General features: G+C 66.0%; 22 protein-coding genes and 1 riboswitch. Of the genes, 12 read left to right on the top strand and 10 right to left on the bottom strand.

Going from position 1 to position 18,601, the window contains the following annotated elements:
* The first annotated feature begins 19 nt into the window (after positions 1 to 19).
* From ARTH_RS11860 to ARTH_RS11845, 4 genes are all read left to right on the top strand, one after another.
* On the top strand, positions 20 to 685 hold the full coding sequence (locus ARTH_RS11860) for an amino acid ABC transporter permease (RefSeq protein WP_011692188.1): 666 nt from the start codon (positions 20 to 22) through the stop codon (positions 683 to 685).
* Positions 672 to 1,487, top strand: coding sequence for an amino acid ABC transporter ATP-binding protein (locus tag ARTH_RS11855; protein ID WP_043429819.1), 816 nt, complete (start codon positions 672 to 674; stop codon positions 1,485 to 1,487). The genes ARTH_RS11860 and ARTH_RS11855 overlap by 14 nt, the downstream gene beginning before the upstream one ends.
* A gap of 94 nt (positions 1,488 to 1,581) precedes the next feature.
* Entirely contained in the window at positions 1,582 to 1,854 is a 273-nt protein-coding gene (locus tag ARTH_RS11850) for a hypothetical protein (protein ID WP_011692186.1), read from the top strand.
* Positions 1,847 to 2,674, top strand: coding sequence for a CPBP family intramembrane glutamic endopeptidase (locus tag ARTH_RS11845; RefSeq protein WP_011692185.1), 828 nt, complete (start codon positions 1,847 to 1,849; stop codon positions 2,672 to 2,674). The genes ARTH_RS11850 and ARTH_RS11845 overlap by 8 nt, the downstream gene beginning before the upstream one ends.
* On the opposite strand, the gene ARTH_RS11840 is transcribed toward ARTH_RS11845, so the two are convergent.
* Entirely contained in the window at positions 2,570 to 3,601 is a 1,032-nt protein-coding gene (locus tag ARTH_RS11840) for a ribonuclease Z (RefSeq protein ID WP_011692184.1), read from the bottom strand. The genes ARTH_RS11845 and ARTH_RS11840 overlap by 105 nt on opposite strands.
* A gap of 99 nt (positions 3,602 to 3,700) precedes the next feature.
* On the opposite strand from ARTH_RS11840, the gene ARTH_RS11835 reads away from it, so the two are divergent.
* Positions 3,701 to 4,219: a DNA alkylation repair protein gene (locus ARTH_RS11835; protein WP_011692183.1), complete on the top strand. Its 519-nt coding sequence runs from the start codon at positions 3,701 to 3,703 to the stop codon at positions 4,217 to 4,219.
* Here the strand turns inward: ARTH_RS11835 and ARTH_RS11830 are convergent.
* Together ARTH_RS11830 and ARTH_RS23145 are read right to left on the bottom strand one after the other, a co-directional pair.
* Positions 4,186 to 4,440 carry a hypothetical protein gene (locus ARTH_RS11830; RefSeq protein ID WP_156037032.1) on the bottom strand — a complete coding sequence of 85 codons (255 nt, stop codon included), beginning with the start codon at positions 4,438 to 4,440 and terminating at the stop codon, positions 4,186 to 4,188. The two genes, ARTH_RS11835 and ARTH_RS11830, sit on opposite strands and share 34 nt — an antisense overlap.
* A 25-nt stretch (positions 4,441 to 4,465) precedes the next feature.
* Positions 4,466 to 5,968: a polysaccharide deacetylase family protein gene (locus ARTH_RS23145; protein ID WP_011692181.1), complete on the bottom strand. Its 1,503-nt coding sequence runs from the start codon at positions 5,966 to 5,968 to the stop codon at positions 4,466 to 4,468.
* 229 nt (positions 5,969 to 6,197) lie between these two features.
* Positions 6,198 to 6,392: riboswitch (cyclic di-AMP (ydaO/yuaA leader) on the top strand.
* 3 nt (positions 6,393 to 6,395) lie between these two features.
* Between ARTH_RS23145 and ARTH_RS11815 the strand changes: the two genes are divergently transcribed.
* Complete coding sequence (locus ARTH_RS11815) at positions 6,396 to 7,160, top strand: NlpC/P60 family protein (RefSeq protein ID WP_011692180.1); 765 nt, start codon at positions 6,396 to 6,398, stop codon at positions 7,158 to 7,160.
* Between the two features lie 113 nt (positions 7,161 to 7,273).
* Here the strand turns inward: ARTH_RS11815 and ARTH_RS11810 are convergent, their stop codons facing one another.
* Positions 7,274 to 7,861: a hypothetical protein gene (locus tag ARTH_RS11810; protein WP_011692179.1), complete on the bottom strand. Its 588-nt coding sequence runs from the start codon at positions 7,859 to 7,861 to the stop codon at positions 7,274 to 7,276.
* 191 nt (positions 7,862 to 8,052) lie between these two features.
* Here ARTH_RS11810 and ARTH_RS11805 point away from each other — a divergent pair, with 191 nt between their 5' ends.
* Positions 8,053 to 8,244 carry a DUF1918 domain-containing protein gene (locus ARTH_RS11805; RefSeq protein WP_011692178.1) on the top strand — a complete coding sequence of 64 codons (192 nt, stop codon included), beginning with the start codon at positions 8,053 to 8,055 and terminating at the stop codon, positions 8,242 to 8,244.
* Positions 8,245 to 8,286: 42 nt separating this feature from the next.
* On the opposite strand, the gene ARTH_RS11800 is transcribed toward ARTH_RS11805, so the two are convergent.
* Positions 8,287 to 8,664 (bottom strand): cupin domain-containing protein, encoded by a 378-nt coding sequence (locus tag ARTH_RS11800; protein ID WP_011692177.1) that lies wholly within the window; start codon positions 8,662 to 8,664, stop codon positions 8,287 to 8,289.
* Between the two features lie 215 nt (positions 8,665 to 8,879).
* Positions 8,880 to 10,325, bottom strand: a complete 1,446-nt coding sequence (locus ARTH_RS11795; protein ID WP_011692176.1) for a DUF5129 domain-containing protein — start codon at positions 10,323 to 10,325, stop codon at positions 8,880 to 8,882.
* Between the two features lie 111 nt (positions 10,326 to 10,436).
* On the opposite strand from ARTH_RS11795, the gene ARTH_RS11790 reads away from it, so the two are divergent.
* Positions 10,437 to 10,901, top strand: a complete 465-nt coding sequence (locus ARTH_RS11790; RefSeq protein ID WP_043429818.1) for a hypothetical protein — start codon at positions 10,437 to 10,439, stop codon at positions 10,899 to 10,901.
* Entirely contained in the window at positions 10,859 to 12,619 is a 1,761-nt protein-coding gene (locus ARTH_RS11785) for a DUF5671 domain-containing protein (RefSeq protein ID WP_232223514.1), read from the top strand. The genes ARTH_RS11790 and ARTH_RS11785 overlap by 43 nt, the downstream gene beginning before the upstream one ends.
* A gap of 18 nt (positions 12,620 to 12,637) precedes the next feature.
* Here ARTH_RS11785 and ARTH_RS11780 read toward each other — a convergent pair whose 3' ends face one another.
* Both ARTH_RS11780 and ARTH_RS11775 read right to left on the bottom strand, forming a co-directional pair.
* Positions 12,638 to 14,329, bottom strand: coding sequence for a SulP family inorganic anion transporter (locus ARTH_RS11780; protein WP_011692173.1), 1,692 nt, complete (start codon positions 14,327 to 14,329; stop codon positions 12,638 to 12,640).
* Between the two features lie 27 nt (positions 14,330 to 14,356).
* The gene (locus ARTH_RS11775) at positions 14,357 to 15,061 is read right to left on the bottom strand and encodes an endonuclease/exonuclease/phosphatase family protein (RefSeq protein ID WP_043429816.1); all 705 of its coding nucleotides are present in this window, start codon (positions 15,059 to 15,061) and stop codon (positions 14,357 to 14,359) included.
* A gap of 322 nt (positions 15,062 to 15,383) precedes the next feature.
* On the opposite strand from ARTH_RS11775, the gene ARTH_RS11770 reads away from it, so the two are divergent.
* A complete protein-coding gene (locus tag ARTH_RS11770; RefSeq protein WP_011692171.1) occupies positions 15,384 to 16,187 on the top strand; it encodes a thioesterase family protein in 804 nt (267 codons plus the stop codon).
* Between the two features lie 42 nt (positions 16,188 to 16,229).
* On the opposite strand, the gene ARTH_RS11765 is transcribed toward ARTH_RS11770, so the two are convergent.
* Entirely contained in the window at positions 16,230 to 16,619 is a 390-nt protein-coding gene (locus ARTH_RS11765; protein WP_011692170.1) for a DUF2177 family protein, read from the bottom strand.
* 16 nt (positions 16,620 to 16,635) lie between these two features.
* On the opposite strand from ARTH_RS11765, the gene ARTH_RS11760 reads away from it, so the two are divergent.
* Positions 16,636 to 17,385, top strand: a complete 750-nt coding sequence (locus tag ARTH_RS11760; protein ID WP_011692169.1) for a lipoate--protein ligase family protein — start codon at positions 16,636 to 16,638, stop codon at positions 17,383 to 17,385.
* Between the two features lie 51 nt (positions 17,386 to 17,436).
* Here ARTH_RS11760 and ARTH_RS11755 read toward each other — a convergent pair whose 3' ends face one another.
* Positions 17,437 to 17,694, bottom strand: a complete 258-nt coding sequence (locus ARTH_RS11755) for a mycoredoxin (protein ID WP_011692168.1) — start codon at positions 17,692 to 17,694, stop codon at positions 17,437 to 17,439.
* A gap of 178 nt (positions 17,695 to 17,872) precedes the next feature.
* Between ARTH_RS11755 and ARTH_RS11750 the strand changes: the two genes are divergently transcribed.
* The gene (locus ARTH_RS11750; protein WP_043429813.1) at positions 17,873 to 18,601 is read left to right on the top strand and encodes an SOS response-associated peptidase; all 729 of its coding nucleotides are present in this window, start codon (positions 17,873 to 17,875) and stop codon (positions 18,599 to 18,601) included.

The raw sequence follows: 18,601 nt of genomic DNA, 5'->3' as shown, positions 1-18,601 counted from the left end.
GCGAACGCAGCATCAGAGCATGAACATCAATTGGGACCTCGTCTGGAACTCGCTGGGGCCTATCCTCATCGGCGCCATCACCGGAACCATTCCGCTGGCACTGGCGTCCTTCGGCCTCGGCCTCCTCCTTGCCCTGCTCGTCGCGCTCATGCGGTTGAGCCGGAATCCAGTGTTATCAGCCGCGGCTCGCATGTATATCTCGGTTATCCGCGGCACACCCCTCCTGGTCCAGCTGTTCGTCATCTTCTACGGACTTCCCTCGGTCGGCGTCACGATCAGCCCCTGGCCCAGTGCCATAATCGCGTTCTCCCTGAACGTGGGCGGCTACGCCGCGGAGGTCATCCGGGCGGCCATCCTTTCCGTTCCCAAGGGACAGTGGGAGGCGGGCCATACGATCGGCATGTCCCGCCGCCAGTCGCTGGTGCGGATCATCCTGCCGCAGGCCGCGAGGGTGTCGGTCCCGCCCCTGTCCAACACGTTCATCAGCCTGGTCAAGGACACGTCGCTGGCATCCCTGATCCTCGTCACCGAGCTGTTCCGCCAGGCGCAGCAGGTGGCGGCGTTCAGCCAGGAATTCATGCTGCTGTACCTGGAGGCAGCGGTCATCTACTGGATCATTTGCCTGGTCCTCGCCGGCGGCCAGTCCGTTCTGGAGAAGAGATTGGACCGCTATGTCGCCCACTGAACCGTCATCCACTGAGCCGTCGCCCACTGAACCCGGACCACCCGGCACCGGGGCGCTGCTTTCTGTGCGCGGGCTGCGCAAGGCATTCGGCAGCCATGAGGTGCTGAGATCCGTGGACATGGACGTCCGCCGGGGCGAAGTCGTCGCCCTGATCGGGCCGTCGGGATCCGGCAAGACGACCGTCCTGCGGTGCCTGAACGGACTCGAAATCCCCGACGACGGCGTGGTGGACTTTGTGGGCCAGCTCGCCGTCGATTTTTCCGCCCCGGTGTCAAAGAAACAGCTGGCCGCGCTCAGGGACCGCAGCGCCATGGTATTTCAGCACTACAACCTCTTCCCACACAAAACGGTGCTGGAGAACATCATCGAAGGCCCTGTCCAGGTGCAAAAGCGCCCTAAAGCCGAAGCGATCGCCGAGGCCAGGGACCTGCTGGCCCGCGTAGGCCTCACAGAAAAGGAGAAGAGCTACCCCTTTGAGCTCTCGGGCGGCCAGCAGCAGCGCGTGGGCATTGTGCGTGCCCTGGCCCTGCGGCCGCAGCTCCTTCTTTTTGACGAGCCGACGTCGGCCCTGGACCCGGAGCTCGTTGGGGATGTCCTGACCGTTATCAAGGAGTTGGCGGATGAAGGCTGGACCATGGTGGTGGTCACCCATGAGCTGGCGTTCGCCCGGCAGGTGGCCGACGAGGTCATCTTCATGGACGGCGGCGTCGTCGTCGAACGCGGCCATCCGGACACCGTTCTGCGCGACCCCCGGGAGGAACGCACCCGGCAGTTCGTGGACCGGCTGCTCAACCCGTTCTAGGCAGGGCGCTGAGCGCGCGTAATGACTGACTTCGAGCCCTTGCCCCGCGACGGGCGGCAGGGGAGTATATGTGGCAAACGGCAGGAGGCCCGCCATGACAGTGCAGCTCGGCAAGTCTGAGAGATACCTGATCGAGGGGTTCTTTGACGACTACCGTGCCGGTGCCATGCCGCCCGCAACGCCAACCGGCACCGGCACGCCCTCTGGCTCCGCTGCCGCCAGGGCGCTGACCCGGGCGGGAGTGCAGCGCCACGTGGCGGATTTCGCGACAGCGTTCGACTTCCTGGCCTCGCAGGACTTCGTCGACGCCGGGCGCATGGCCATGACCGGCTTCTGCGTCGGCGGAGGCATCGGCAAATATGTCTAACCGTGCGCCCGCGGCCGGAACCAGCGTCCGCAACGGCCTATCGCTGAAGCTGATTCCCTCGGCCCTTGTGTCGCTCTCCGGCTTCGTCCTCTACGTCCTGGAACAGAAACTCCCGGGGTACGGGCTGCTGGCGCTGGCCCTGGTACTGGCGGGCTTCATTGACCGTGCCCTCCTCCGGGACCTCGCCCTGATCGCTCTCGGGCTCGTAGCCATCAGCCTGGTTCCGATCACCACTGATATCAGCACCGGGCACATGGTGGTCATGGGCACGGCGATGATCATCGCGGTGGGAGTTCCTTACGCGGTGTCGCGATGGGTCTTCAAGGAGCACGCTGTCAGGTTTCCCGTGCTGACCGGGCACCCATGGACGCGAGCGGAAAAATGGTACCTCGCCGCCGTCGTGCTGATGGGATACGCCCTGCTCCCGGCGTACATGGTCAATACCGGGGTATACAGCAACTGGCCAGCGGTATCGGACCCCGAAGGAATCTTCCGCCTCTTCCTGGGCACCAACGCGCTGGGCATCTGGGACGAGCTGTTCTTTATCTGCACCGTCTTTGCGCTCCTGCGCCGGCACCTGCCGCTTGCGCAAGCCAACGTGCTGCAGGCCGTCCTGTTCACATCGTTCCTTTGGGAACTGGGTTTCCACGCGTGGGCGCCGGTGTTTATCTTTCCTTTCGCCATGCTCCAGGCGTTCATCTTCACCCGGACGAAGTCACTGTCCTACATCGTGGCCGTACACCTGCTGTTCGACTTTGTGCTGTTCCTGGTCCTGCTGCATGCACACAACCGCGCCTGGATCGACATCTTCGTCTACTGACACTGTTTGCCTCGGGGCGGCAGACTCGCCAGCCGGCCGGGAGTCCCGTTGCCGTTTGGGCAAGGGGATTCTGTCCAGATCCTGTGCGGCGATGACGGCTGCCAGGCCCGCACGGGCACGGGCTTGCTCCGCCAGCCCACTGACGTCGCTGTAGCGAGACGAGAAATGCGTAAGGAGGAGCGTGCCGGCCCCGGCGGTGGCGGCCAGCGCGCCTGCCTGCCCGGCGGTGAGGTGAAGATACCGGGCGGCGAGCGCGGCGTCGTCGTCGCTGAAGGTGGACTCCGCCACGAGGAGGTCCACGCCGTCGGCGAGTTCCCGTGCACCGTCGCATTCCGCGGTATCCATGACGAAGGCAAAGCTCTGGCCGGGGCGCGGAACGCTCACGTCCTCCAGGCGCACGCCGCGCACTGTCCCCTCACGCTGCAGCCGTGCGATCTCCGGCCCGGCGATCCCTGCCGCTGCGAGCTGATGGGGCAGGAGTGTTCGCCCCTCGGGCTCCACCAGCCGGTAGCCGAATGTGTCGATGCGATGCCGCAGGGGCCGCACCTCCAGCCCGGGCGCGATCGGGCCCGGACCGGAGTGCGGATGCAGCCGCAGGTCCAGGCCGGGGGAGGCGAGGGACACGAGGGCGCGGACCACATCTCCGCCGGCGGCTGGAAAGTGCAGGTCCACCGGGTGCTGCACGCCGTCGAGGACCATTCGTGAGAGCACGCCCGGAAGCCCGTAGCAGTGGTCCCCGTGAACATGCGTGAGGCAGATCCGCGTGATCTGGCTGGCTGAAACGCCGGCGTGGATCATCTGCCGCTGAGTGCCTTCACCGGGATCGAAGAGCAGCCCGTCGCCGTCCCATCGAAGCAGGTAGCCGTTGTGGTTTCGGGTCCGGGTGGGGACCTGCGAGGCGGTTCCCAGGACGACCAGTTCACGCATGGGACTGAGTGTCTCACGTAGCCGCGGCACGCGCTCGCAGGCAGCACACGGGCACCGGTGCCCGTGTGCCAGCGCGCGATATTAGGACAGAATAGTCGGGTGACCGATGCCTGTGACTTCGTGGATGCCTCGCTGCAGCGGGAGAGTTCCTGGCTCAGGGCGGAAGAGGCGCACGCCCGGCTGGGCGACCGCCTTCAGTTCTACGGTGCATCCGTCGGTGCTGTGCGGGGGACCATCCGTGACATGCTGCGCCGCCACCGTGACCTGGTGCACGACGACATCACCGCCCTTAGCACCGAGCTGTGGTCGGTTCCCGTCTTCGAACGCCGCCTGGCGGCGGTTGTCCTGCTGCAGTCCCGGGTGGCCCTGCTCAACAACTCCGACCTCACCCGGATCGAGGGCTTTGTGCGGGAGGCGCAGCTGGGTGAGCTGGTGGACCCGCTCGCCGTCGACGTCGTCCGTCCCCTGGTGGCGGCGCTGGAAGGACAAGCGGGGATGCGGGCACGCGCTGTGCTGGAGCGCTGGGTGCGGGATCCCGATCCGTGGCTGAGGCGCGCGGCGGCGCTGTCGCTTGCGGACGCCGCTCAGCCGCCGGCCCGGCGCTCCACCACCGCGTAGGCCCTGCCTTCCAGGAACTCCCAGTCTGTAACCACCATGAACCCGAGGGCGCTGACACGGTCGTTGAGAACCAGGACGTCAAAGCCGCCGTCCCGCGGCTCGGCGTCCCACGTCGCCACATGCAGTTCCTTGCCCTCGAGGATCAGGAGCTCCGTGTTGACGTCGAAATCCTCCGGCGGCTGATCGCTCAGCTGGCAGATCGCCACGCAATAGTGTTTCACCACGTATTCCGCTTCACGCGGGTTCTTACGCAGGGAAGGCGTTGTTGTAGCGGTACATGAAGGCCGCCATGGCGTCCCTGTTCACGGACTGGACGGGACGGAAGGTCCTGGTGCCGTTCCCTTCGACCCAGCCGGTGGAGATGTTCATCGACGCGAGCCAGTTGATTTCCTTGTAGAACTGCGTCTGCGGGACCACGTCAGTGAAGAGGGAGGCGCCCGGGGCGTTGTAGGCAGGGCTGCCGGCAAAGCGGTACATGAAGGCTGCCATCGCATCACGGTTCACGGTCTGCAGCGGCCGGTACGACTTGGCGCCGTTTCCTTCGTCCCAGCCGGTGGAAATGCCCTTCGAAGCGAGCCAGGCGATTTCCTTATAGAACTGCGTCTGCGGCGTCACATCGATAAACGGGGAGGTGCCCGGCGGTGTGTACGCCGGACTCCCGGCGAGTCGGTACATGAAGGCAGCCATGGCATCCCGGTTGACGGCGAGCGCCGGGCGATACGTGCTGGTGCCGTTGGCTTCAACCCAGCCAGTGGAAATCCCTTGCGAGGCGAGCCAGCTGATCTCCGTGTAGAACTGCGAGTTCGCGGGAACATCCGTAAACGAGCCCGCCGGCGAGGGTGACGGGGTCGGCGATGGTGACGGTGAAGGCGAGGGAGGCGGTGACGTCACGGGGGACTGGCCCAATGCCTGCGCCACTGTACGCACCGACGTCGTACCGTTTGCTGTCCGCGCGGCCAGCCACGTGACGAACTCTTTGAACAGCGCGGGGCTGATGGACAGCGACGGATCCGTTCCGTTCGCAATCTCGTGGAACGTCAGCTGCAGCCAGCCGCCGGTTGTCTCGGCGTTGGTGACTGTCGCCTGCAGGTCCGCCAGGGTCCATGTGGCGGCCACCTGGTCCGGCGCCTTGGTGACCATGGGTTCCTGCGGCGGGAGCGTCTCGGCGACAGGGCAGTCGGCGCAGCTGGCGGGAGAACGGATGTCGCCGAGGCCACGGGAACTGCTGTACCCGCAGCCGCTGACGGCGTTTTGGGCTGTCTGATTCACCGCCGCGAAGGGGTAGGCGAAGTTCCGGACGGTGAAGCCCCAGGCCTCGAGGGTCGACTTGCTGTTGCAGGCCTCCGCGCTGGCGGCCGCTGCGCTGAGCGTTGTCATGTCCGGGTGGGTCACGCTGTGGCCGCCGATCTCATTGCCGTCGGCCACGAGAGTGTTCAGGTTTGCCTGGGTGAGGAACCCGGACTGGCCCACGAAGGACGTGGTGATGAAGAAAGTTCCCACCAGTCCGTGGGCTTTCAGCTCCTGCGCCGCGGCCAACTGGCTGCCGAGGCCGTCGTCGAACGTCAGGCTGACGATGGTTGGCGCCGCAGCCTTCGAAGTACCGGCCACGCCCGCCACTGTGCTGACAGCAAGCAGCAGGGCACCCAGGACTGCAACCCAGCGCCTGCCGTGCCGGCCTTCGGCCAATGGTTCAGGGGGATCCGCCACGCAACGCGCGGGCTTGCGGACAGGCTGATTCGACCAACGCATGATGCCTCCAAGCGTGTGAGTCCCCCCGCAAGAACATGCACGTAGACTACGCCTCGCGGCGCCAAGGCAAAACACTCGACTTTGATTGCCGCAGTACCCAAGTACACAGCAGCCATCTGCATGCCGCCCTTGGTCCGGCAGCGCGTTACTCAAATGTGACATCGGCCGAGAGGCACGCGTACGGTGGAACGGTGCCGGTTATCTCAGATGCGGGCACTCCCGGGCGGATTGCCTAACCCTGCCGCGGTCCGGGATCCGATCGAAACCATCCGGCAGGGACGGGGAAACCACTTTTGGCCTGCAGGATTCTTGTGCAGGTCTTCGGGGTGAAGCCGCACGCCGTCCTCTGAGCGGATGGCAACTGCGGCCGGGTGTCTCCCATCCGAATCCGACAGCTAACCTCGCAGGCATCGGGAGAGGTTACTTCATGTCTTCACGCAAACTGCCCGCTCATCATCCGTCAACCGCGCCTGCAGGGCGCTCCGGGTTCCCAACGGCCCGCGGCAGGAGCAAGGTTGGCCGCCAGGCCGCGGTAATTGCGGCGGCTTCGGGCCTGGTCCTGTCCAGCGGGATGGCTGCGCAGGCCGCCGAGGCTCCCGCGGAACGCGACTCGGCACCGGCATCCGGCCTCGACGCCCAGGCCCAGGTGGGTGCCCCGCTCAGCGCGGACTCCCACGTCAGGATCAGCTTCGAGCGGCCGGACGTCAGCACCACCCCCGCTCCGGTCGAAGTGCCGGTTGCAGAGCCCGCCCCGGCAGAAGCGGCGGCCCCGGCGGCAGCTCCGGCACCGGCCGCGACACCGGCGGCCCCTGCCGTTTCCGTCCAGGTCCAGGCGGCTGCGCCCGCCCCTGCCCCGGCCCCGGCTGCCGGCGGCGTCAATGCCGCCATGGTTTCTGCCGCCTATGCCCAACTGGGCATCACCCAGGACTGCACCGCCATGGTGGAGAAGGCGCTTGGCTCCGCAGGCATTCCCGTCGGCGACCTGGGACCCATGCAGTTCATGAACTACGGCTCAGTGGTGGGGGAACCCCAGCCCGGCGACATGGTGGTGCAGTCCGGCCACGTGGGCATCTACGTCGGCGACGGACAGGTGATCAGCGGCGGCATGAACGGCGTCAACGCCACCGTCACGCACCCGTTGTCCTGGCTGACGGCCACCGGCGGCGTGACTTTCGTCCGCGCCGGAGCCTAGCCTTCCGTCCCGTTCTCGCCGGGGGCAGGGAACAGGATGACAGGCCGGTGATCTGCTGCCTTGGGGGCAGCCGGTCACCGGCCTTCCCCGTCGCCACGTATCCGCCCGGGGTTTCAGGGCGGGGATATCGCGATCTGAACCGTGCCCTCGCCCTCTGCGAATTTGATGCGAAGGACCGCATCGCGCGTGTCCGCCGGGATAGTGAAGCGGACATCGCCCGATTTGCTTGCATCGCCAGCCACCAGCTCGTTCAGGCCGGAATCGGGGGAGTGGCTCACCCCGCTCGCGTTCAGCCTGAATGTTGAGTCCCAGAAGTTGATGTCGTACCTGCCGTGGTTGGTGCATCTGAGCGTAAACGTCACCGCGATCTTGCCGGACACATCAGGGCGGGCACGGGCACCGAGAATTTCGTATTCGACGTCGGCAGCCCGGTAGCGGCGTTCGGCGGGCAGGGCCACGGCCCATTCCGGGCTGTTAGCGGCGCCGGACCCGGCACCCGACGGCGGCACGGTGCCGTCCGGTTGTGCGGACGCGCCGGCGGCGGAGGAGCCCGCCGTTGAAGCTGCGGGCTTGCCGGCGTCGAACATCCCAAGCTGCCCGAGGCCGAGCAGCAGCCCCGTCACAGCGGTGATAACCGCTGCGGCGGCGGTCAGCAGACCGGGCAGCGTAGCCCACCAGCTGGTCGGTTTCTCCTCCGCCATAGCAGCTCCCCCTCGGTCCCGTGCCAGGGTCAAGATCCGTTGTATCCCAATACTCCTGCCAGGCGGCCACCAGCGCCAGATGCCGGCCGGCGCCGCATAGGCCCCCGGCCGAAACCCCCGTCCTGCCAGTGCGGAACGGCCCTGTTATCCCTGCCCCGACACTCGTACTCTGGTTCTTGGAGGTGATTGCCATGAAGGCAACCCAGGGAGACCGGATCACTATCCGGGGCAAGACGGTCGGATCGGCGGAGCGGCACGGCCAGATCATTGAGGTCCACGGCGCTGACGGAGCGCCGCCCTACGTGGTGCGTTTCGACGACGGCCATGAAACCACGGTCATTCCCGGCGGGGATTTCGTTGTGGACAGGATCCACCCGCAGTAGGGAAGCTGCTGTGCACCTGGGCTGCCAGACGCCGCCTGGCCGCTATTCGGCGGCCTTGGCGAACACTGCGGCGCTGACGAACTCGATGCCCGTAAAGGGCTCGTCTCCCTCAACCCATGCATCATGCCCTGGCGGGATGCTGTAGGAGTCATCAGCGGCGATGGTGATCTGGCTGCCGTCAGAAGTCTGGACCGTGAGCTTGCCGGAAACGCAGAAACCAACGTGGCTGAGCTGGCACGAATCGGTCTGGACGACGGGCTTGATGCACTCGGACCAACGCCAGCCGGGTTCAAACTTGAATCTTCCGATGGTGTAGGCGTCGACGGATACAAGATCCACTTCCGTCTTGTCCGGGCGGCGCTTTTCGTCCGGAGAATTGTGCGACTTTACTGCGAGCTGAGCGACAACGTTCGTGGTCATGGCTCTCTCCATCAATCGGAGTTGCGGATGGGGCTGTCCGGACCCGCATGCGCGACCGGACAGCGGAGTCGGTTTGCCTGGTCTGAATCGATGCGGCGAACCGATGTAGTGATCGCTTTACGATGCTCAGCTTCCTCCGATCCGGGATCCTTGTCGAGACCCGGTGGCGGGCCGCAGCGGCCGCACCGCCGGCAGTTCGGGGCCTTGAACCGTGCCTAGAAACTGGACGAACTCCCGGACCCGGAGAAACTGCCTCCGCTGCCGCCGTAGCCGGTGGTGCCGCCACCGCCGCGGGCCGTGCTGACGCTCCCCACCCCGGTGCTGAACCCGGTGTTGAAGGCGGGGACTGAGAAGAAGTAGTACGACGGATAGACCGTGCCAAGGATGCTGGGTTCGTAAGTACGGCCGTACCTGACCTTTGTACCGGCCTGCGCGCTGTCCATTTCCTCTCGCATCAGTCTGGCCTCCCGGTCGGTCTTCGCGAAGCCTGCGATGACTGTGTCTGCGTGGTTTTTCAGCAGTTCGGTCAGGTGCGTCCGGGCATCCCGCAGCCGGTCCAGGGCCGTTTCAGGGCTCGTGGTGCCCTCGGCGAGTTCGGCCGACCACCTCTCAATGTCCCGGTGGCTCTCGTCGCGGAAGGACCGCAGTGCCGCGGCAGTCGCCGAGTCGCCCGCGGCGTGCCGCTTGCTGAGCATTTGTTCCAGGGCTGCCAGGTCACTGCGGAACGGCGCCAGTTGCCGGTCCCAGGCAGATGCCCACGCTGATCCGCGGTTGAGCAATGCGTTGGTGTCCGCAATGACGTCATCGAGGGCATCCAGTTCAGCGGAGGCGTCGGCAAAATCCCGCACCAGCTTGAGGTTCGGCCGCCGGCTCATGGCACGTGGAGTGAGCGCGTGCGCCCGGTTGGCCAGCTCCGTGGCGGTTTTGTACTTTGCCAGGAAGGTGCGGTGCTTCTCGAGGACGGTGCTGCCGTACCGGGAGGACTCCGGGATGGTGCCGGCGTTGAGCTCGGTGACCTGGAGATCCATGCTGACGCTGGAGTAGCTGGCGTCCCCGCGGGCGAGCTCCCTGCGGCTGGCGGCCCTGGTGCGCCACCGCACGACCAACCATGCCGCGGCACCGAGGACGGCCGCGGCGGCGGAGCTCCATGCCGTCACCAGAAATGCCGTGGACCGGTACCAGGGCTGGTTGATCAGCTCCGCCCCGCGCCGGATGCCGGCGATGGTTCCGTCGGTCCACTGGGCATCGCGCAGCAAATCCTTGGAGGCGTTCTGGATGTCCTCGCGCTGTTCCAGGGAAACCTTGCGGTCCTCGCCCATGTAGGTGCCCACATGGCGTCCCACCGGGTCCACCGCGAAGATGAACAGACCGTCCGCCCATTTCTGGCCGTCCCCGCTGATCCATTCCGGATGTTGCGCCCGGGCGAAGCGAAGGACTTCTTCGTTTAGGTTGTCCTCCGCCGAGCCCCGGTACGTGAACACGGCAACCCGGGTGGGTTCGTAGAAGTCCATGGCTTCCACGGCCGGGATCAGGCGGTTGCGGTCCAGGACGCCGGCACCGTCTTCCACCACGATCCCCACCGGCGGCTCGGCGCGGGCGGCGGCTGGACCGCTTACCAGGCCGAGCAGTACGAGCAACATGGCAGCCAGTGCTCTGCGCATGATTCCTTTCCCATGAGGCAACGATTGTCTTCAGCCTCGTTCATGCCAATCACTGCTGATAGGGCCGAAAGTACCGTAGCTAGGGTGTGGGCAGTGCGACATACTGACCACATGGAAGCAGCGGCGGGAAAACCGAACAGGATCCTCGTGATTATCCTGGCAGTTATCGCCGTCCTTGCGGTGGCTGCCCTGGCTGTGGTCTTCTCGCGGGGCGAACCGGCCTTGCTAGACGAGTCCACGCCCCAGGGCGTGGTGCAGCGCTACTCCGCAGCCGTCATCGACGGCGATGAGTCGGCGGCTAGCGCCTACCTCACGGAAACGGCCCGCACTCAGTGCGTCGACTTTGAGCGTGCCTCCACGGACAACCTGCGGGTCACTTTGGTGTCCACCACGGAGCGGGCCTCGTCTGCTGACGTCCGGGTCCTGATCGTGGTGTCGAACGGGGGCGGACCCTTCGGGAACTCGGACTACGAGATGGAGGACGTGTTTGACCTCGTCAAGACGGACGGAAAATGGCTGATTGATTCCGCGCCGTGGCAGCTCAGGGTCTGCACGAACCGGACGGTGAAGCAATGACCGCCGTCCGGCCGGTGCCTGCCCCGGCAGCGGGGTCCGCCCAGCCGACGGTCCGCCGCCTCATCGTATACACGCTGCTTTTCGCCTTGGTGGTGGTGACGGCCATCGGACTGAGCGGCCTGTTGGGCCGGCTCCTCGGCGCCGGCACGGTGCTTGTCGCAGGTGATGTGGCAGGCCTGGCCCGGTCGCTGGCGTTCACACTGATCGGCGGGCCCATGGCAGCCGCCCTCTGGTGGTTCGTGTGGCGGCGGCTCGACGACGCCATTGAGCGGTCGTCCGCGGGCTGGGGACTTTACCTGACCGGCATGTATGCGGTTTCGCTCATCACGTCTGCCACCGGGCTGCTCAGCGCCGCGGCGTCCGTCATCGGAGGCGAACGGCTGGGGTGGCAGCTGTCACTGTCCAACGGACTGGTCTGGGCAGGAGTTCTGGCCTGGCATCGCTGGATGTGGCGGCATCCGCGAAAGAGCCCCTCGCTGCTCGCGGATGTTCCCACGGTGGTGGGGGCGGTTTTCGGGCTCATCATCGGTGTGGGCGGAACTGTGACAGCGCTCGCAAATCTCCTGGACACTGCGATCCAGGGCTTCACGTCATCGGCGTCCATCGGGGATCCGTGGTGGAGGTTCGTGCTGCAGTCGCTCGCCTGGGGCGCCGGCGGCGCCGCTATCTGGTGGTGGCATTGGATTCACGACGGCGGACGCCGGCTGAAAACGGATTTCGCCGATGTGGCACTGGTGGTGGTCGGAATCCTCGGGGCCGTCCTCCTGACTGTGGGCGGCACGGGCACAGTCCTGTTTGTCCTGCTCCGGCTGGCCTTTGACCGTTCGGACCCGGTCGGCGAAATCCTGGAGCCGCTTGGGGCGGCGATAGCTGCGGGCGCAGTGGGTTCCCTCGTCTGGGCGTACCACCGGACCGTTTCCATGGGGCGGTCAGACACCACCCTGCAGGCAGCAAAGCTAGTGACCTCCGGCGTCGGTCTGGTTGCTGCGGCCACCGGCATCGGCATCGTGGTCAACTCGGCCCTTAGCATCGCAGCGACGCCACTGGCCGGCGACGGCATTCGTACCCTCCTGCTGGGCGGCATCAGTGCCCTGGCAGTCGGCGGTCCGCTGTGGTGGCTGACCTGGAAGCCGGGAGTGCCGCCGGAACCGACTGAACTTGGCCGCCGGGGCCGGCGGGTGTACCTCATCGCAGTCTTCGGCCTGAGCGCGATCGTCGCCGTCATCACGCTCCTGGTGATCGGGTACCGGGTCTTCGAATTCCTGCTCGACGACATCAGCGGCGGAAGCCTGGTGGACCGGATCAGGGCGCCGCTGGGCCTGCTCGTGGCCACGGGACTCGCCGCCGGATACCACTTCGCGGTATGGCGGCACGACCGTTCCCTCACCGCAGCCGCTGCGCCCCGCAAACGCACGGTGCGGAAAGTGATCCTGGTGGCGGCCGGGGACCCGGAGCCGCTAGTTCGGGTGGCGGCTGAGGTTACCGGGGCGAGTGTCACCGTCTGGCGGAAGGCCGACGCCGGCACCTCCGGCGCTGCGAACGCCGGCGCTGCGACTCCCGGTGCCGGGACATCCGTCACCGCGACCGCTGCGGAGGGTGCCGCGGGCGACTTGCCCGAACGGCTCGCCGAGGCACTGGACGGTGTCGCGGCGGACCGTGTCCTCATAGTCATAGGCCCGGGATCGCGCCTCGACGTGATTCCCTTGGGTTCGGACTGAGCCGGCTAACAACAGCGGCTAGATCCCGAAGGTCCGCTTGTAGGTGCGCACCGCGTTGTTGACCGTGGGGAAGAAGTGGTCCGGACCAAACCTGCTGCTGACGCCAAACCTGAGCAGGCGGTCCTTGACCGGTCCCTTCAACTCGGCAAAAACCAGGCTGATGCCCTGGCCGGCAAGTTCGTCGTCGAGCTCCACGAGGTCGTCCAAGGCGGTGGTGTCCAGGTCCGTGATGGCCTCGGCAGCCACAATGACCCACTTCACCGGCGCGGGCGCGTTCGCCACAAGATTGCGGATGTGCTCCGCAAAAACCGCTCCGTTGGCAAAGAAGAGCGGCGCATCGAAACGGGCGATCACGAGGCCGGGGACGCGCTTGCCCTCCGGGTGCCGGCTCAGGTCGTGATATCCCGGGATGTCTTCCAGGCTCGCCAGTTCGGTGCGGTACGGATCCCACGCCCGCCGGATGAACGCGATCAGCGAGAGGGAAATGGCGATGACGATGCCCTGCAGCACCCCCACGAACGCGACCCCAAGGAATGTGGCGACGAGCAGGACCGTTTCCATCCTGCTCATCCGGACCAGCCGGAGCAGGGTTTTGATATCCACCAGCGAGGCCGCTGCAACCATGACGACCGCGGCCAGCGTGGTGGTGGGGAGATAGGCTGTCACTCCGGGGGCTGCCACCATGAATACCACCACCAGGGCTGCCGCCACGATGCCGCTGAAGGGGGTGCGGGCCCCGGCGTCGAGCGCTATCGGCGTCCGGGATGAGCTGCCGCAGACCGGAAAGCCGCCCAGCATGCCGCTTGCCACGTTGGCGATCCCCAGCGCCCCCATTTCCTGGTTGCCGCTGGTGTGGATGCCGCGGCGTCCTGCGAGGCTTTTGGACAACGCCGACGTATCGGCAAAGGCGATGAGCGCGATACCGGCAGCAGGTCCAATGAGGCCGGCGACGTCCTCCATAGTGACGCCCTCGAGGGCCGGTTTCGGCAAGCCCGATGGAAGCGCTCCGACCATGGGCATGGCATCCCTGAGGTCCAGGGCGGCGGCCGCTGCGATGGAGGCCCCCACAGCCAGGAGCACGCCGGGCACCTTACCGGGGAGGAAGCGGCCGGCCACGATGATTGCCACCGTGGCAGCTCCGAACAGCAGCGCCACAGGGTTGGTGGCTCCCCCCACAACGGCTTCGGCCGTCTCCGTGGCCCGGGCCGGTAGTGAGTCTCCCGATACCGTGATCCCAAGCAGCCTGGGCAATTGGCTGACCATGATGGCGAGCGCGATGCCATTGAGGTAGCCCACCCGGATCGGCTTGGACAACAGTCCGGTGACGAAGCCCAGCCTGAAGATCCGGCCGGCGACAAGGAAGATTCCGATCAGGATGGCCAGGACGCCTGCGAGCGCCACGGCATGGTCAGGATCCCGTCCTGCCAGCGGGAGCACAGCGGCGGCGATCATGGGCGCCAGCGAAGAATCGGGCCCCACAATGATTACCCGGGCAGGCCCGAAAACGGCGTAGAACAGCATGGGAACCACAGACGCGTACAGTCCGGTGATCGCGGGAAGGCCGGCGGCTTCAGCGTAGGCCATTCCGGCCGGTATCAGGGCTGCGCTAAGGGCTGCTCCGGCGGCCAGATCTGGTTGAAGCCAGGACCGCTGGTATGTCCGTGCCAGCTGGATGCCCGGAACGGCTTTCAGGATCCAATCGCGACGCACTGGGGCCTCCCGGGCTGGTGGTCGGCGTCAGGGCTGGGGCGTTCCCTGGATGGGTCCGTAATCCTGGCCGTACTCCGCTGACACCAGGATGGGAAGGTGGTCCGAGGCGCCGCGCGGCAGGGTTTCCACACTCTCGATGTCCAGGCCGAGGGAGGTGGCGAAGTCGAAATGGCCTTTGAAGACCTTGTACCTCGTATAGGTTCGCCGGTCGCTGAGCGAGAGTTCGTAGCCGGAATTCTTCATGTGTTCGGTGAGGTTCTTGGTGAAGAACGGGTAGTTGAAGTCGCCCACCATAAGCGTCATCAGCCCGCTGCCCATGCCCAGGAGCTCCGCGTGTGCCGCCTTGATCTGTTTGCGGCGCAACGAATTGGAGGCCGTCAGGGGAGCGGCATGGAATGAGGCGATCACCAGCTCATGGTCTGTTTCATTGTCCACCACCCGTGTGCCGATCAAACGCTCATGGGCCGGGGCCAGCACCCGGTCGTGCAACGACTTCTTCAACGCGAACGTGTTGGTATCAAAGGCCGTGAATCGGTCCATCCGGTAGTAGATGGCGAGCCCCAGCCTGTTGCCCTTCGTTGAATCGGCCAGATGGAGCGGGCCCAGCGTGTCCGGCAAATCGGTGGTGTCGCATTCCTGCAGGCACAAGGCATCTATCCCGAAGTCGCGGGCCAGATCCAGCAGTTCGCCGCGTGCCGCGTGCTTGCGAAGGTTGTAGCTGATGACTCGTATCAGGGGATTACCTCTTCCGAGCGTAGTTAGGAGAACCGACTCCTGAGTCTAGTCCGTGCGGGGTGCCGAGCACAGGAAGGCAGCGCAGAAAGACTCCACAGAAACAGTGCAGCATCACGGCGGGGGACGCGGCCGTGCCGTCGTCCCCCGCCTGCCCTTGCGCTGTTTGTTCTTGAGAGGAGTCATGCCCTGATTTCCAGGCTCCGGACTATGCCGGCCGTGAGGCCCTGATATGAGGAAGCTGTGAGGACGAGGGGATGCTGCGGGCCGGCAGGCGATAGTGTGTTCTGGGATCATCACCAGCCATGCGAAAGGGTCGACGTTGACTGCTGCACTTCCGGAACTTGCCGAGGGCGGGTTCTACTACCAGTCATTGGGCGGCGGACGATTCCGTTCCACGATTCATGCCCAGGGCGCCTGGAACGAGCATGAACAGCACATGGCGCCCGCGTCCGGGATCATGGCGGACTGCCTGGAGCGGCACTCGCCGCGGGACGACGTCAGGATGGCCCGGCTGAGCTACGAGATCCTGGGACTGATTCCGGGCGGCGACTTCGAAGTCCTGACCACCACGCTTCGCCCCGGACGCACCATCGAACTGCTCCAGGCCGAACTAGTGGCCGGGGGGCGGGTGGCCATCCGGGCCACTGCTTGGCGGATGATCACCTCCGACACATCGGCGGTGGCCGCGGTGGAAGACACCCGCATTCCCGGGCCGGAGGAGTGCTCGCCATACGACGGCGCGAGCGTCTGGCCGGGAGGTTACATCCGCTCCCTTGAGATGCGCGTTGCGGACGGACACCGTCCGGGCTCCGGCACCGTCTGGTTGCGCACCGCGCATCCGCTCACCGACAGGGAGGACAGCGGCGACGTCGCACGGCTGATGGGGCTGGTTGATACGGCGAACGGAATAGCCGCCCGCGTACCCCCGGGCAAGGACAGCTATGCCTTCCCCAACCTGGACCTGCAGATCCACATGTACCGGAAACCCTCCGGCGATTGGCTGGGCCTGGACAACGCCGTCTCCTTCGGCACCGACGGTATCGGGCTGACGTCAACTGTGCTCCACGACCTCGCCGGGCCTTTCGGCCGGGCGGAACAGATCCTGACCCTCCGCAGGACGTAGCTGCTGCGGAGGTCCGTTGTTGCGGGGCTGGTCCTGCTGCCCCTAGTTCTGGTGGAATACCAGCCAACCGGCCAGCGTGGCCAGGCCGGTCAGCGCCGCGCCCCAGAGAATGTCCACAACGATCAGCTGCAAGGGCCACGTTTTCAGCGTCGCGGCGTTGGTGAGGTCGTACGTGGCGTAGGCGAAGGCGCCCAGGGCGGCACCGTAGCCGACGGCGCTGAGCCAACTGCCGCCGTCGAGCGCGGGGCGCAGGGCGAAGAAGACAATGCCGGCAATGTAGATCACGTAGAAGACCACCGCGTACCCTAGATTGGGCTTGTCGGCCAGCAGCTCACCAATCTGTCGGCGGTAATAGGGGTTCATCGTCTTGAGCCAGATGGCGTCAATGACGGCGAACGCAGCGGCGACGACCAGGAATTGCAGAATGACCATAAGGGAGCTTAGCAACATGCAGCATGCGGCCGGCGTACCAGCCTCGCTGACCATTGTCCGGCAGGAGGAGTCGCTGGGTGCGGCGCGTGACCTCGAATTCGGCATTGAATTGCTGGGCATGGCTAAGACCGGGCGGATCGGCCCGACTCTCAGGCTTTACCGCCCTGCTCCCACGGTCGCCTTCGGCCAGCGCGACGCGCACCTTCCCGGCTTTGAGGCTGCCGCCCGTGCCTGCCGGGAGCTGGGTTTTGAACCGCTGGTGCGGAAGGCCGGCGGCCGGGCCGCGGCCTACCACCAGGGAACGCTGATCGTCGACCATGTGGAACCTCACGCCGACGCAATTGCCGGCGCGAAGGGGCGCTTCGCCTTCTTCGGCGGGATGCTGGCGGACGCGCTTCGGAGCGCAGGGGTCCACGCCGCCGTCGGCGAAATCCCGGGTGAGTACTGCCCGGGCGAGTTCAGCGTCCACGGCCTCGACCCGGCAGATCCGCAGCACCGGGTCAAACTGATCGGCACGGCCCAGCGGGTGGTCTCAGGAGGCTGGCTGTTCAGTTCGGTCATCGTGGTGCAAAACTCGGCACCGATCCGCAAAGTCCTGGAAGCCAGCTACGCGGCCCTGGGGCTGGACTGGAACCCGGCAACTGCCGGCGCGGTGGACGACCTGGTTCCCGGACTCGACGTCGCGGCCATCGAAGCGGCGGTCATCAACACCTACGCCGGCTATGCGCAGCTGGACTACGCGGACTTTGCCAGCCTGCGGGGCTAGCCGGCGGTGCAGGGCTGCCGGAACCTGCGGATATGCAGAAGGAGATGACCCCTAGGCCGCGAGCCGGCTCTTTACTTCGGCTGCCGACGGGTTGGTGGCGGCGGTACCGTCCGGGAATAGCACGGTGGGGACGGTGCGGTTGCCTCCGTTGAGCTGTTCCACGAGGTCGGCGGTGCCTTCGACTTCTTCGATGTTGATCTCGGTGTAACCGATGCCCTGGGCGTCCAACTGCTTCTTCAGCCGGTTGCAGTATCCGCACCAGGTGGTCGAAAACATGGTGATGGTGCCGGATTCGGGAGTGAAATCCACGGAGTTCTCCTCAAGCTCGTTATTGCTCGTCGTTATCAAATCAGATGTCTTTGTCCTCAACCGTAACCCGGCCGCCGGTATTCCCCTGGCGCCGGGGTGCCGTAGGAACGCCATGGTTACGCCGGGTGACACCGGATGCGGGCGGTGGCATGCTGGTGCCATGTGTGGACGCTACGTGATGGCCAGGGCCGTCGGGGACCTGCTGGCAGAATTTGACGCTGAACTGGAAGAGGAGCTGGTGGTTCCGCCGTCGTGGAATGTTGCCCCGACCGCTGACGTGCCCATCCTGTTGGAGCGGCTGGTGGACGGCAGCCCGGTCCGGCAACTGCACGTGGCCCGCTGGGGGCTGGTGCCGTCCTGGGCCAAGGACCCTTCCATTGGTTCGAAAATGATCAATGCGCGAAGCGAGAGCGTCCTGGAGAAGCCGGCTTTCCGCAAGGCGACCCGCTCCAGGCGCTGCGCGGTTCCGGCGGACGGCTACTACGAGTGGAAGGGTGAAGGCCGCAGCAAGCAGCCCTACTATGTGCACCCGAAGGACGGCCGGCCGCTGGTGTTCGCCGGTTTGTATGAGTGGTGGAAGGATCCCTCCAAGCCCGAGGGGGACCCGCAGCGCTGGATGCTGTCCACCTCCATCATGACGACCGATTCACCGCCGGACGGCTACGCCGGGGGAGTGCTGGCTGAACTCACCGCCCTGCACGACAGGGTGCCCTTGCCCATGGACCGCGAGACCATGCAGGCATGGCTGGATCCGCAGGCGGACGATGCCGCGGGGCTGGTGGATCTGGTCCGGGCCGGTGCGCACGACGTCGCCGAAGGCTGGACCATCGATGCTGTCGGCACCGCCGTCGGGAATGTGAAAAATGACTCGCCGGAACTTATCCAGCCGGTGGGAAGCCTGTTCTAG

Source organism: Arthrobacter sp. FB24, assembly GCF_000196235.1.
In the GTDB taxonomy this organism is placed as follows: Bacteria; Actinomycetota; Actinomycetes; order Actinomycetales; family Micrococcaceae; genus Arthrobacter.
Note: the sequence above shows the minus strand (reverse complement) of the source record. Positions and strands in the feature narration are given on the sequence as shown.